The organism is Moorena sp. SIO1F2 (assembly GCF_010672755.1).
GTDB lineage: Bacteria > Cyanobacteriota > Cyanobacteriia > Cyanobacteriales > Coleofasciculaceae > Moorena.
Genome location: NZ_JAAHFV010000174.1, coordinates 1 through 13,307, shown reverse-complemented (window position 1 = coordinate 13,307; position 13,307 = coordinate 1). Strand labels below are relative to the sequence as shown.

Here is a 13,307-nt window from a genome sequence, read left to right as displayed (position 1 = left end):
GGGTCGAAGGGAAAAGGGTTGCACAGAATAACGTGTTTTTCGGAGTTGGTTGCGCCGTGTACCAGGAGACTCGTTCGCACGGTGCTTAGGGGGCAAAGAGGGAGTAATCCCTCTGACCTACCCGATATAAAACAGAGGTCGCTTCACAGATGAACCTTGCTGAACTTCTGACCAATCCCAACGTCCTTCAAAGACTACTCCAGTTACTACTAGGACTACTTACCTGTATTGTCGGACTTTTGATCAATCGCTTTGACCAGCAAAAAACTCTCTTTCACAAAATTATAGTATTTGGTCTATGCGTAATAGTTTATGTATTCTTAGCTCATGAAGCAGAAAATTTAGTTTCTCAAAAATCAGCACAAGACAATACCCAGTGGTTCCAACAAGTCTACTGGATTTTAGGTATTGGTTACGTCTTCGCCTTCCTTACAATGTGGTATTTGTTCAAAACTAGCTCAGGAAAGCAAACTCAAATCCCTCAAAAAATTCCACAGGGAAATTTACAGGGATGGCGACAACACTTGCTAGCAGAAATAGCAGCAGACGTTAACAATTACCTTTATTACTCCCTGGACAATCACCACTTGATTAAGTTGGTAATGGCAGACCAAAGGGAGCAACTGGATCGTCCGGAAAAAAATACTGTGAATCCTAGCAATTCTCGTTCATTGTCGGAATCGATCACCAAGTACCTGGCAGTACTTTTCTCGGGAGTAACGACAGAATCTGAACCAGGTCAAAAGGTTATTGAGGTATTTAACCAAAAGCATATTGCCGGGAAACTGTTGATTCTCGGTGCCCCCGGTTCTGGAAAAACCACCATGCTGTTGGATTTGGCCAAGGATTTAATTACACGTGCCCAGGAGCAGCCAGAGCAACCTATTCCAATTATTGCTGAACTTTCTGATTGGAAAGATGACCAACCCATTGCTGAATGGTTAGCAGCTTATTTAAAGTTTCGTTATACTCTCCCCGAAGCCATTACTCAGGAGTGGATTACCACCCGTCAGTTGTTACCTCTGCTGGATGGTTTAGATGAGTTGGGCTTAGAGCGACAGAGGTTATGTGTTCAGCAATTAAATCAGTTTGTCAAACAAGTTCCTCAAATTGTGGTCTGCTGTCGCGAAGAAGAATACAAAGCCGGTGAGCAAATTCTGGAGATGCGCGGAAAAGTCTGTCTGCAACCTTTGACAGATCAGCAGATAAAAAATTATTTAAAGGGGTTCAAGGGTCGCCTCTGGCCAGGAATTCAGCAAGATTCAGATGGGTTGCTAGAGTTAGCCAGAATGCCATTGCTATTAGATTTAATTCCCCTGGCTTATCCCGATGGGTTGAAGCCAGGAAAGAAATATTTTAAGGATCCTAAAGCAAAGGAAGACTATCAGAACGAATGCCGTAAAACGTTATTTAAGAATTACATTGACCGTAAACTACAGGAAAAGCATGACAGTCGAGGTTATTCAGAAGAGGAGACTAGGCGCTGGTTAGCCTGGCTTGCTAAACAATTGAAGAAGCAAAAAAAAACCGAGTTTTTGATTGAAAAAATGCAGCCTGTTTTGTTGAATAACTCCCGATCAAAGTGGTTGTATAAGCTGATTTTCGGGCTGATTTTCGGGCTGATTTTCGGGCTGATTGGAGGGCTAATTTCTGATAGTATAGAGCCTTATGAAACTATTACATTTTCATTGCAAAATTTATTGCAAAGAAGAAAACAAATAATTTCCATGCTGATTGTAGGGCTGATTGTAGGGCTGATTGGAGGGCTGATTGGAGGGCTGATTAGAGGGCTGATTGGAGGGCTGATTAGAGGGCTGATTGGAGGGCTGATTAGAGGGCTGATTGGAGGGCTGATTAGAGGGCTGAGTGGAGAAGAAATAAAAACCAGAAATAAACCCAATCAGGGGATTAAAGAATCTGCTAAAAATACCGTTATTCTTAGTTTAATTAGTTTGCCTGTAACTTTATTATTTTTTGTATCACTTAGTCTAGTTTCGGCAGAGAATGTTGAACCACTCGAAGCATTAATTTTTACTTTTGGGATGGCAATGTTAATTGGCTTTTCATATGCTGGCAGACCTGTCATTCAGCACTTCGTCCTCCGCCTCATTCTCTGGCGCAGTGGTTCAATCCCCTGGAATTATGCTGATTTCCTGAGCTATGCCACAGAACGCCGCTTGATCAAGCAAGTGGGTGGACGCTATCGATTCATCCACGATTTGCTGCGGGAGCACTTTGCGACCACCTAGTGTGGGGGTTAATAATGGAATGATTTTAAAAGTTTTGTGGAACGGGCATCTTGGTGGAATGGGCATCTTGCGTGGAACTGGCATCTTGCGTAGAACTGGCATCTTGCGTAGAACTGGCATCTTGCCAGTTTCCTCCTTATTTTCGGGCGTTGCTCGTGGAATGGAATGATTTTAAGAGTTTTCTGGAATGGGCATCTTGCGTAGAACTGGCATCTTGCCAGTTTCCTCCTTATTTTCGAGCGGGCAGGATGCCCACTCTACTCTTATTCATTCCTTAACTACCTATTATTCTTGATCCATAGGCAGACTAATATCCAAAAAAATAAGGAACTTAGCATCAGGCATGAGCCGTTTAAGAGGCTGCACATACCTCTTGGCATCACAAAGGTTGTCGAACCGAGCGAAAACCACTGGTGCCATGGGTGGCAATAGCCTAACCATTACCCATGGGTATAGGTTTCTACCATAGTACATAATAAATGTATCTCCTTCGTAGAACTGGCATCTTGCCAGTTAAGTGGGACCCAGAGCCAGCCTTCGCCCAAGGAAGATCGTTAGGCTGGCTCTTGCCGTCAATTTTAACGGGGACAATTTTATTGTAGCACAAAAATTATTATATTATAGCATATTTTGAAAAGTTTTGTAAAAAAATATTTTTGAGGGAGCAGGGAGTAGGGAGCAGGGAGTAGTGAGTCTGGAATCGGGAATCGGGAATCGGGAATCGGGAGTCGGGAGTCGGGAATCGGGAGTCGGGAATCGGGAATCGGGAGTCTGGAATCGGGAATCGGGAGTCGGGAATCGGGAGTCGGGAATCGGGAATCGGGAATCGGGAGTCGGGAATCGGGAGTCGGGAGTCGTCAGAAAAGAAGGAAATTCCACGCAAAAGTCCCCCTTACTAAGGGGGATTTAGGGGGATCCGAACCAGGGATTAACGTTATAATCCTGTTTGGATCAATTCCTCTGCCTTCGAGAGCAGAAGTTTCCGACAACTAGGGCAAAATCTAGTCTATGCCTTGCTAAGCATTCAGCATTCAGCTGTCAGTGGTCAGCATATTTTATTCAAAAGCACCTCAAGTAGTGTGGCACAGGCTTCCAGCCTGTGACATAGCCCATGAGCTGATAGCTGATTACTGATTACTGATTACTGATCGCTGATCGCTGACAGCTGATTACTGATTACTGATTACTGATTACTGATCGCTTAGCTAATAGACTTAGGAATTGCCATCCCATCATGGGGGTTAAATAAATGAATCTTCTCTGGGTCTATAGACAGCCAAATTTCCTCACCTATTCTGACAATTTTATCTGGTGGTACTCTGACCTGAAGAACGGTAGAGTCTTCGGGGATACTCACGGATAGATAAGTATCGTTACCTAGGGCTTCCACTATCTCAACCGTAACCATCAAGTTTTTGGGAGCAGGAGCACTGATACTCATATGTTCCGGACGAACTCCTAAGGTTAAGGATTGACCATCATACTGGTGCAGTATGGGTTCCCAGACCTCTGGAAGCGTCAGGCGGAACTGAGAATTGCATACTACCCGAGGGGCTTTCACCTGAACCGGGATAAAATTCATCGGTGGTGAACCAATGAATTCCGCCACAAACCGGTTAGCCGGTTGATTATATATTTCTAGAGGAGGAGCAATCTGTTGGATGCGACCGTCTTTCATCACCGCGATCCGATCCCCCATAGTCATCGCTTCCGTTTGGTCGTGGGTGACGTAGATCGTAGTTGTACCTAACTGCCGCTGTAGTTTCACAATTTGGCTGCGAGTCTCTGCCCGGAGTTTAGCATCCAAATTAGAAAGGGGTTCATCCATTAAAAAGACCTGGGGATTACGGGAAATTGCCCGTCCCAGAGCAATCCGTTGTTTTTGTCCCCCAGACAGCTGCTTTGGCAATCGATTCAGCAAGTGTTCTACTTGTAGCAACTTAGCTACTTTGCGAACCTGCTGATCAATCTTTTTCTCTCGTTCGGACAGGTATCGCAGTTCCCGAGGAAGCGATCGCGTCATTGTGGTTAACACATTTTCCAGATTCGAGCGAACTTCCCCATTCAACATGCCTGTAGCCACAAGCCCTTGCTTGATTTGGGGTGGCAGATTCTTGCCCCAATGCACACTATTAGAGTTCCCATTAGAGTCTTCTGCCATGTTCACTTGCCCATAGCCAGTTCGTCTGAGTCCAAAGGCAATGTTTTCATAGACACTCAGATGGGGATATAGGGCATAATTTTGAAACACCATAGCGATGTCTCGTTCTTTGGGTGGTAAGTCATTGACTTGTCTGTTCCCCACCCAGATTTTGCCCGCAGTCAATTCCTCTAGTCCAGCAATGATCCGCAATAGAGTACTTTTGCCACAGCCTGAAGGACCAACCAGCACCATAAACTCGCCATCGTTGACTTCCAGATTTATGCGCCGCAAGATATTAACGGTTTTAGGTGTCTGTCCAGACTTTTCTGCTTCAAGGCTTGGTGACTCTTCGTTGTTTGTCACCTTAGGTTCCGTTGTTACTGGTGCAACAACAGTATCCCCTTTGCGGGCGGGAACACTTTTAAAAACGTTTTCCAGAATAACCTGTGCCACGTTGGTCAATATCCAATTACGCTTAATTTTTTCTTTACTGTGATCGTTTCCAACTCTGATGCCGTAATTTTTCCATACTTAGGGTTACCACCCCTAACGTTACCAGAAACAATCCGATAATTTCCTGTAACCCTAAACCTTGTTGAATAATCGCCACGGCTAAGACGGTAGTTAACACTGGTGCTGTTGACCCGATAATCGAAGCTGGACGCCCACCAATGAGCCTGATGGCAAAGTTTTGCACCAGATAGCTCACTAAGGTGATTACCCCCAACCCCAGACAGCTGAAGTATAAAGCAAGTCTGTGGCTGGGTTCAACAAAAAAGCGCCAGGATTGATCTAGGGGAAATGATAAGCTCAGGCTAGAAAATACCAAAATTAATGTAAAATTAATAAAGCTATAAGGAATCGGGTTGAGCTTTCTAGCACTGACTTGGGTCAGAATAATGTAAACAGCGAAGCTCAAACCCGCACCAGCAGCAGCTATAACTCCCAATTCAGAAGAGGGCTGCTTAGCTGCGAGACTAGGCAGGGAAATCAGCAACGCTCCGCCCACCACACCAACCATGACTAGACCACGAACTAGATGTGGGCGATATAGATCGGAGGGAAATAGATGTGTGCGATTACCAAACAGCAATCCTGTCAAGATCACCGTCACAATGGGATATATAAAAAAAATCGTGATTGCTACCCCTGGTTTAATAAGACCTAATGATAGGTATAATAGCACTTGGGATAAAAATAGAAATAAGCTACTCGCCACCATCTGGCTAAATAAAGGCAAGTCCCCCGAGTGAGCACAACGCCTAATATCTCGCCACACCGATGGGTAGAGTAACCTAGCCACAAATGCCATCAGCGGTACTACCACCAACATCTTTAGCCACAGAATCAGCAGGGAGTTGCCTAAACCAGGAGCCATCAAGCCTCCCACTTCAACATTCTGTAGACCAAAGAGCCAAGATTGATTAAAGATTACATATATAATTATATTCTGAAACGACAACATTAGGCAAGAGAGTAAGGCCAAAAGCACCCCAATGGAGATTTTCTTTGGGATTTTCTTTGACATTTTTTGCGATCGCGTCAGCTGTTGTGGGATAGCTTGATCAGCAGCACTCCTCTGTTTTGGGGATACCATAAGTTTCTTGGTGTTGGCAGGGATACTTTAGAAGCATTACAGTCAAGGGATGCTGTATGCTAGAGAGTCCCTGAAAATGAATTGATCATAAACCCATGAATACCACAATCAAGTCTGCCAGTGATTCCAACCAAGGTCTAGAATCGGTAAACACCGCTGATTCCTCTGGCACTGGCCTAACGCGATCGCAATATCAGCAAAAAATGCAGCGACGCAAGGAAATACAGGAACAACGCCTAGCTAAAGCCTCCAAACAAAAAGGTCTGATTGTGGTTCATACCGGCAACGGCAAAGGGAAGACCACAGCTGGCTTAGGCATGGTCTTGCGATCGCTTGGTCATGGCTACCGAGTTGTGATTGTACAATTTATCAAGGGTGCTTGGGAACCCGCAGAAAAAGCTGCCTTAGAGCACTGGACAGTAGCCACTGATAACAATCCCCCTCAATTAGAGTTCCATGCCATGGGCGAAGGCTTTACCTGGGAGACTCAAGATCGAGAGCGAGACATCGAAAAAGCCCAATCCGCCTGGGATGCCGCCTTAGGGTTTATCCGTAACCCTGACATTAAGCTAGTGCTATTGGATGAGATTAACATAGCCTTGAAACTCAACTATCTAACCATTGAGCAAGTTTTGGCTGGACTAGACCAAAAACCCACTGATTCCCATGTCATCTTAACCGGTAGGGGAGCACCAGCCGCCCTAATTGAACGAGCTGACCTAGTCACAGAGATGACATTAGTGAAGCATCCTTTAAAAGAGCAGGGGATTAAAGCACAACCTGGTATTGAGTTTTAATGCTGTTATCGAGGGGAGTAGGGGAGAAATTTTTGAACTATTTCTCAACGGTCTACAATCCCCAAGTTTTATGCTTTTAGGCATAGGAATAGTTTGTACACCAATAGCGTGCGTGATCCCGAAAAATTATGGTGTTTTCTGCAAATCCGGTCGCTCTTCTGGTATAATAGCGCCCTCAACTGGACAGACTTCCACGCAAATGCCACAGTCAATGCAGCTAGAAAAGTCAATCCAGTACCAGTCACTCCCCAGGGCATTTTTCCCTGGTCCTGGATGAATGCACGCCACTGGGCAACATTCAACGCAATCAGCAATTCCTTGGCAAGTATCGGTAACAATCGTGTGTGGCACAGTGTTTTCTCTAAGTGCTAGTTGGTCGGATGTGGATCTTCCTTAATTCTATAGTTAGCTGTCTAGCAAAAGAAGCCCCACAACGAACATGCGTAGCATGAGTGCTTAAAGTTACCGTAAGATAGTGGAGCTTTTATGGTTAGTCGGTTATGCGCAAAAGGGTTAAATCTTTTGTAATAAAGCTCCACTATCTAAGGTTTCGTCTCCGGGATGAAAGCCAGGTAGCGACTTTAGTCGCCGTGAAAAAGATTCTGTCTTGAGTTGACGATTTTCGCTAAACGTGTTAGCGTAAGGATATACAGAAAAGGTCGAGTTCTGATGATCATCTTAGAGTTTAAAGCACAAGGCAAAAATACCCAGTATCAAGCTATAGACGAAGCTATTCGGACAGTGAAATTTATCCGTAATAGTTGCATTAGTTTATGGATGGACAATAAAGGGACAGGGAAGTACGACCTTAGTAAATATTGCAAAATACTAGCTAAAGAGTTCCCGTTTGCCAATGAGTTAAACTCTACGGCTCGACAAGCTGCGGCTGAAAGAGCTTGGTCATCAATTTCTCGCTTCTTTGAGAACTGTAAAAAGAAAGTACCTGGGAAGAAAGGCTATCCCCGTTTTCAAAAGCACTGTAGATCAGTTGAATATAAGCAGTCAGGATGGAAATTATCCCCTGATAAAAAATCAATAACTTTCAGTGATAAAAAGGGGATTGGGAGGCTGAAGCTCAAGGGTACCTGGGACTTGTGGCGCTTCGACAAGAAGCTGATTAAGCGAGTCCGCATTGTCAAAAGAGCAGATGGGTACTATGTTCAGTTTTGCATTTCTGTTGAGGTAAACGAACAGCTAACCCCAAGTCACTCGACAATCGGATTAGACGTAGGACTAAAAGAGTTCTACACCGACTCATTCGGCAACAGTGAACCTAACCCTCGGTTTTATAGAGCTGGGGAGAAGATATTAAAGTTTTATCAACGCCGGGTTTCCCGGAAAAAGAAAGGCTCATCCAACCGCAAGAAAGCCATCAATAGATTAGGCAGACAGCACCTTAAAATAAGTAGGCAGCGTGAAGAACATGCCAAAAGACTGGTTAGAAGTTACCGCAAGAAGAGTGCAGCCTTTATAGTTGGTAGGCTATGCATCAAAGGTGACAGGTTTTGTTGTAAGGCTGCACTCTTCTAAGGTTTCGTCTCCGGCACGTTGCGTAATCCGGTCTAACGACCTGGTCGCCTATGAAGATTTAAGGGTTAAAAACTTAGTAAAAAATCACTGTCTCGCTAAGTCTATAAATGATGCAGGTTGGTATCAATTTAGAAAATGGTTAGAACATTTTGGCCAAAAGTTTGGAAGAGTCACTGTTGCAGTGAATCCTGCCTATACAAGCCAAAACTGCTCTGAATGCGGCGAGGTGGTCAAGAAGTCACTATCGACAAGGACTCACGTCTGTAAGTGTGGCTGCAAGCTAGATCGAGACCACAACGCTGCAATCAATATACTAAATCGAGCCTTGGGTACGGTGGGGCACACCGGAACTTGGGTCATTGACCCGAACGCTTCAGGAGAATCGGCCTCTATTGTTCTTGGTTCCGACCAGGTTCAGTAAGCTGGCTCGCTGAATGAAGAATCCCCGCGTCTTTAGACCGGGGAGTGTCAATTGCCATTATTCAATTAGCAGTAGCCGTTCATGGCGCGTGTCTAGACATCACGACCCCAATGAGTTCGGTTATCTCACTTCAGAATATCTATCTATTTCCTGATTATTGGGTGATTATTTTAATGGAGGGTGTGTGTGAGGCTTAATCTCGGAAGCCCCACTAAAATCCCAAGTCCAACCAATGTAATCTACTGACTCTGTCCCTATGATATTGCTATTTTTTCGTCAAAGCAAACAATTGTTGAACCTTTTCACCTTTACCGGGGTCTAAATATGTAATACAATGGAGCTATATTGAAATCATAATGACTTCGACTTAATTCCAAAGTGTCTAACCATTACTAAAGGGGATTAACCTAAACACCTTAAACCACCTACGGAAGTAGGGTTGCTGCCAGGGTAGTAGCAAACTACTACAGGAGTAAGTGCTCTGCGGAGCCAAACCTCTGGAGGCTGTGTAAGACCAATCTGTAAAGACGTTATATATAAGTATATATCAAGTATAGATACTTATATTATAGCTACAGGGGGGCAGCAGCAGATGAAACATCGAAGCCCTCAAGCCCACATCTTCGATTTGGTTGCGGGTCCAACACCAACGCCCCAAGAGTATGAGCTAAGCGTGCCTGGTCAACTTGTAGGATTACCTAAGCTGGGGAAACCCCCAGAAAAAACCTAGAAAAACTTGACTTAGTATACAGCGTCAATGTTACCGTTAAATCTCTTTCTAACGAAGGAGGTAGGTGGTTAATACCTCTTGTAATAAATGTAATGCAATCCATGGCGCAATGATCTCAAGGGAAAGAGATTGTAGTTACTTGATGGAGTAAACATCCGCAACAGAATCTACTATACTGCTTGTTTTTGGAGTTACCACTCACCCATGCCCACTTCTAAGACCAAAACCAAAACTACTAAGCCGACTAAGCCGACCAAGCCGACCAAGCCTAGCTTCTCAGCAGATATGGTTCGTACCTATCTTCATGAGATCGGTCGCGTACCTCTGCTGACCCATGAGCAAGAAATTGTTTATGGTAAGCAAGTGCAGCAAATGATGGCACTCTTAGGGGAAAAAGCCACCTTGGAACAGGAGCTAGAGCGCGAACCGACAACTGAAGAGTGGGCTTCGTACATTAATAAGAGCGAAGCAGAACTGAAAAAAGCCATAGACCAAGGTACTCGAGCCAAGCGCAAGATGATTGAAGCGAATCTGCGCCTAGTAGTAGCGATCGCTAAAAAATATCAGAAGCGCAACATGGAATTCTTGGACTTGATCCAGGAAGGTACCTTGGGCTTAGAGCGAGGGGTTGAGAAATTTGACCCAACCAGGGGCTACAAGTTTTCCACCTACGCCTATTGGTGGATTCGGCAAGCGATCACCCGTGCGATCGCTCAGCAAGCTCGTGCAATTCGGCTGCCTATCCACATTACTGAAAAGCTCAATAAAATTAAGAAAGTACAACGGGAACTATCCCAGACCCTAGGTCGCAATGCTACTCCCACCGAGATTGCTAAGGAGTTGGATCTAGAACCAGCTCAGATTCGGGAATATTTGAGCATTGCTCGTCAACCCATCTCTCTCGACGTTCGGGTGGGAGATAACCAAGACACAGAGCTGTCTGAGCTGCTAGAAGATGATGGTCTAACACCGGTTAACTACACCACTCAGGAGTCCTTGCGGCAAGACCTAAATCTGCTGTTAGCAGAACTCACCCCTCAACAGCGGGAAGTGCTAGCGCTACGCTTTGGGTTAGAGGATGGCAAAGAGCTGTCTCTGGCTAAAGTTGGTAAGCGACTTAACCTCAGTCGTGAACGGGTGCGCCAGTTAGAACATCAAGCTTTAGCACAGCTACGGCGTCGCCATGCTAATTTCCGGGAGTACATCGCTAGCTAGCTAATGGTTGACTGTCTTCCAAGCATGAGTGGTAGCCAGAAACGGTTACCACTTCTTTTTTTGTAAAGAAATGTAAAAAACCCCGAAATCTCTGTTCTTACCTTTGGAGTATTTCTATAGTCAGAGCAAAATTCACATCACTGTATAAGTTCACCTATAATTTCACAAAATTTTCACATCAAAACCGGAGAGTGAGGAGGTAAAAAACCTGGGGGAGCCATTTAAGAAGCAATTTCTACCTCAACCTGGACGAAAAATTATTCCAAGGGTTGAATAAAAGATGAGTCTGGACTCACCTATTTCAGCAAAAGGTCACTCATAGTTGCTTAAAGCTTGGGTCAACCAATAGCTGGGAGAAAGCTGATAGTCAAGCTTCAGCAAAATTTCAGGCTATGACCAGCGCCAAGTGTGACAGTTGATAAACCGATCAACAAAGGAACAAACCAAAGCATAGTTTAGGCTTAAATAGGTTTATAACCTCAAGAGTCAACATAACTCTGGTTTAAGAAAAATTAACTTTTTCTGATTGATTATGGCTTCATCAATTGACGGTCTAAACTCTCAGAATTTTTGCTTAGGGTGTCTTACAGTTTTTTTTCAAAGGGGGTAAGTATGATGCTTAACCAATTAACTGGATCGTTCTTGTCAGCACGTCAACTGCTAAATCTTAGAAAACTACCCCTAACAACGCTATTGCTAACGATAGGATTGGTAACTACCTCATCAACTATAGCAACACCAGCACCTCAACCGCCAGATCAAGCCATTGATACTACAGCTAGAGCCTACACTCAAGCAACGAGTCGAAATGCATCAATGCCTGATGATGGCATTTACCTCTATGGTGAATCCTCACAACCAGGACAGATTGGTAAAGAATATCTAGTATTTGAAGCGAATCAGGGCAACGTACTTGGTGCGGTATATATGCCTCACTCAGAATATAGCTGTTTTTACGGCACCCTAGATTCAAAACAAATGGATTTGACGGTTATTGATCCCTACAACCAAACCGCTTTGTCCCATACCATTTCCCGTCAACAGCACTCACCTATTGCTGTAGTTGGTGAACGGCTAAGTCTTGACCATCGCTATAGCGCTATTACTTATCCTTACAAAGTTGGACTAGAAGGATATCAACCCATTAGTTCTATTAGTGATAGTGACCAGGAAATTTTGAGGGTTTGCCGGGATAACTACCAAGGAAGAGTCACCGAGTGATTAATGCTCCCTAGGACTAATACTAGTTGCTAGGTAATTCAAGTTTGACTTGACCATTAACAACGTTGGATTAGGTATAAGGCTTGCTGTAGGGAGCATTAAATCAAAAATTCAATCTCTAAAATTTAAATGCTATGCTAATTAAACCATAAAATTGGAACAGTTACTCATAACCCAGCAACCAAACGATTTAGCTCCGATTGCATTTGAGTAGAAACTTGCTCGTAACAAGCATCAACATAATCTTGATCGCGAGCAGCAACACGACCATAGCGCTCAAAAACAATCGGAGGGCAAACACGAGTTGTGATGGGTATGGGCAAGGGTATATTGGGTAGAGGACCAATCGCCAATCCCCAAGGCAAACCGAGATAAATTGGGAAAACTTGTGGGTCAAGACCAAATAACCAGGGTATCCCCAACTCGTGTAGTTGTCGTGCCTGTTGATAGCAGTCACCTAAGACAATCAAGGTATCATGGGCACCATTGGATATAATCGGTACAATCGGAACCTTTTCTCGTAGTGCCAGTTTAATAAAGCCCTTACGTCCAGCTAATTGAATTTGATGACGCTGGCTATGGGGACGGAATACATCTTGGGCACCCCCTGGATAGACTAAGACACTAGCTCCCTTACGAAAAGCAGCGATCGCCATTTGGGGATGAGCCATGATTGCCCCGATCTTTGCCGCTAGCTGCGCCAGGGCTGGATAAATTTGCCAGGCATTGGAATGCATCAGACCATAAACTGGACGCTGGGTGCCAAAGCGGCGAAACCAGTCATACATCATCATCACCATATCAGGGGAAGCTAATCCACCATTGTGGGAACCAACCAACAGCACCTTACTCTCAGGAATGTGCTGCCAGCCATCAGTTTTAACCCGAAAGTAGTAGCGATAAAACCATTCCCACTGGGGCAGATAGGATTCAATTACTTCTGGATCTCGCTCTTCTAAAGACCAACCAAACCGATGCGTCAAGGCTATACTATTGAGTGAACTACAGTTCAATCCTATTCCAAAAAAACCTGAGCTAGAGGTTAAGTTGATGACTAAAAGGTCTTACCAGGGATGCGACTGTATTGGTAAGCATTCAGCCGTCAGCCGTCAGCCTTGGCCAAAGACCACGCTACGCGAATGGCTGATAGCTGATAGCTGATAGCTGAATGCTTACCTGTATTGTTTGTTATATTGTTACTCTAGCGCTTACTGTATTAATTTCCTCTTGCTCCGGGTCTCGGTCAAAAATAAGTATATATTCCATCTCAGGCATCAGTCTGCGCAGAACTTGTAGATGAGCCTCAGCGTCAGTTCGGCGACGAAAGCGAGCGACAATAATTCGCTGCATTTTAGGAAGTGGCTTGATAATACACCATGGGCTTAGTCGATCACGGTAGGTCAT

General features: G+C 44.5%; 15 protein-coding genes and 1 pseudogene. 8 read left to right on the top strand and 8 right to left on the bottom strand.

The window, feature by feature from the left end; all coding sequences use genetic code 11:
- Nucleotides 1-149: 149 nt before the first annotated feature.
- Nucleotides 150-1,208, top strand: a pseudogene (locus F6J94_RS34355) (NACHT domain-containing NTPase); the annotation flags it as partial.
- Between the two features lie 489 nt (nucleotides 1,209-1,697).
- Here F6J94_RS34355 and F6J94_RS34350 read toward each other — a convergent pair.
- A complete protein-coding gene (locus tag F6J94_RS34350) occupies nucleotides 1,698-1,892 on the bottom strand; it encodes a PT domain-containing protein (RefSeq protein ID WP_367142242.1) in 195 nt (64 codons plus the stop codon).
- 407 nt (nucleotides 1,893-2,299) lie between these two features.
- On the opposite strand from F6J94_RS34350, the gene F6J94_RS19780 reads away from it, so the two are divergent.
- Nucleotides 2,300-2,527: a hypothetical protein gene (locus F6J94_RS19780; RefSeq protein ID WP_293043569.1), complete on the top strand. Its 228-nt coding sequence runs from the start codon at nucleotides 2,300-2,302 to the stop codon at nucleotides 2,525-2,527.
- A 7-nt stretch (nucleotides 2,528-2,534) separates the two neighbouring features.
- Here the strand turns inward: F6J94_RS19780 and F6J94_RS19775 are convergent, their stop codons facing one another.
- The 4 genes from F6J94_RS19775 to F6J94_RS19760 form a co-directional block, all read right to left on the bottom strand.
- Nucleotides 2,535-2,690, bottom strand: coding sequence for a hypothetical protein (locus tag F6J94_RS19775; protein ID WP_367142241.1), 156 nt, complete (start codon nucleotides 2,688-2,690; stop codon nucleotides 2,535-2,537).
- A 172-nt stretch (nucleotides 2,691-2,862) separates the two neighbouring features.
- Nucleotides 2,863-3,132, bottom strand: a complete 270-nt coding sequence (locus F6J94_RS19770) for a hypothetical protein (RefSeq protein ID WP_293043565.1) — start codon at nucleotides 3,130-3,132, stop codon at nucleotides 2,863-2,865.
- Between the two features lie 318 nt (nucleotides 3,133-3,450).
- Nucleotides 3,451-4,845, bottom strand: a complete 1,395-nt coding sequence (locus F6J94_RS19765; protein ID WP_293043563.1) for an ABC transporter ATP-binding protein — start codon at nucleotides 4,843-4,845, stop codon at nucleotides 3,451-3,453.
- A 34-nt stretch (nucleotides 4,846-4,879) separates the two neighbouring features.
- Entirely contained in the window at nucleotides 4,880-5,989 is a 1,110-nt protein-coding gene (locus tag F6J94_RS19760; protein ID WP_293021228.1) for a DMT family transporter, read from the bottom strand.
- Between the two features lie 95 nt (nucleotides 5,990-6,084).
- On the opposite strand from F6J94_RS19760, the gene cobO reads away from it, so the two are divergent.
- Complete coding sequence (gene cobO, locus F6J94_RS19755; protein ID WP_293043561.1) at nucleotides 6,085-6,786, top strand: cob(I)yrinic acid a,c-diamide adenosyltransferase; 702 nt, start codon at nucleotides 6,085-6,087, stop codon at nucleotides 6,784-6,786.
- 126 nt (nucleotides 6,787-6,912) lie between these two features.
- Here cobO and F6J94_RS19750 read toward each other — a convergent pair whose 3' ends face one another.
- Nucleotides 6,913-7,137, bottom strand: coding sequence for a ferredoxin family protein (locus tag F6J94_RS19750; RefSeq protein ID WP_083305266.1), 225 nt, complete (start codon nucleotides 7,135-7,137; stop codon nucleotides 6,913-6,915).
- Between the two features lie 318 nt (nucleotides 7,138-7,455).
- On the opposite strand from F6J94_RS19750, the gene F6J94_RS19745 reads away from it, so the two are divergent.
- The 5 genes from F6J94_RS19745 to F6J94_RS19725 all read left to right on the top strand — a co-directional run bounded on the left by F6J94_RS19745 (nucleotide 7,456) and on the right by F6J94_RS19725 (nucleotide 11,903).
- The gene (locus F6J94_RS19745) at nucleotides 7,456-8,316 is read left to right on the top strand and encodes a transposase (protein WP_293043559.1); all 861 of its coding nucleotides are present in this window, start codon (nucleotides 7,456-7,458) and stop codon (nucleotides 8,314-8,316) included.
- A complete protein-coding gene (locus tag F6J94_RS19740; RefSeq protein ID WP_293021234.1) occupies nucleotides 8,282-8,737 on the top strand; it encodes a transposase in 456 nt (151 codons plus the stop codon). Before F6J94_RS19745 ends, F6J94_RS19740 begins: the two co-directional genes overlap by 35 nt.
- Nucleotides 8,738-9,329: 592 nt before the next feature.
- Nucleotides 9,330-9,467 carry a hypothetical protein gene (locus tag F6J94_RS19735; RefSeq protein ID WP_293021235.1) on the top strand — a complete coding sequence of 46 codons (138 nt, stop codon included), beginning with the start codon at nucleotides 9,330-9,332 and terminating at the stop codon, nucleotides 9,465-9,467.
- A gap of 204 nt (nucleotides 9,468-9,671) precedes the next feature.
- A complete protein-coding gene (locus F6J94_RS19730; RefSeq protein ID WP_293021237.1) occupies nucleotides 9,672-10,682 on the top strand; it encodes an RNA polymerase sigma factor, RpoD/SigA family in 1,011 nt (336 codons plus the stop codon).
- Between the two features lie 693 nt (nucleotides 10,683-11,375).
- Complete coding sequence (locus F6J94_RS19725; protein ID WP_293043557.1) at nucleotides 11,376-11,903, top strand: hypothetical protein; 528 nt, start codon at nucleotides 11,376-11,378, stop codon at nucleotides 11,901-11,903.
- A 167-nt stretch (nucleotides 11,904-12,070) separates the two neighbouring features.
- Here F6J94_RS19725 and F6J94_RS19720 read toward each other — a convergent pair whose 3' ends face one another.
- Nucleotides 12,071-12,886, bottom strand: a complete 816-nt coding sequence (locus F6J94_RS19720; RefSeq protein WP_293043555.1) for a lysophospholipid acyltransferase family protein — start codon at nucleotides 12,884-12,886, stop codon at nucleotides 12,071-12,073.
- A gap of 205 nt (nucleotides 12,887-13,091) precedes the next feature.
- A partial coding sequence (locus F6J94_RS19715) for a hypothetical protein (RefSeq protein ID WP_293021242.1) occupies nucleotides 13,092-13,307 on the bottom strand: 216 nt, incomplete at its 5' end.

Coding starts and splice junctions, on each gene's coding strand:
- F6J94_RS19775 (WP_367142241.1), bottom strand. CDS start 2,690: ATGGTTAGGCTATTGCCACCCATGGCACCAGTGGTTTTCGCTCGGTTC.
- F6J94_RS19760 (WP_293021228.1), bottom strand. CDS start 5,989: ATGGTATCCCCAAAACAGAGGAGTGCTGCTGATCAAGCTATCCCACAA.
- cobO (WP_293043561.1), top strand. CDS start 6,085: ATGAATACCACAATCAAGTCTGCCAGTGATTCCAACCAAGGTCTAGAA.
- F6J94_RS19745 (WP_293043559.1), top strand. CDS start 7,456: ATGATCATCTTAGAGTTTAAAGCACAAGGCAAAAATACCCAGTATCAA.
- F6J94_RS19735 (WP_293021235.1), top strand. CDS start 9,330: ATGAAACATCGAAGCCCTCAAGCCCACATCTTCGATTTGGTTGCGGGT.
- F6J94_RS19730 (WP_293021237.1), top strand. CDS start 9,672: ATGCCCACTTCTAAGACCAAAACCAAAACTACTAAGCCGACTAAGCCG.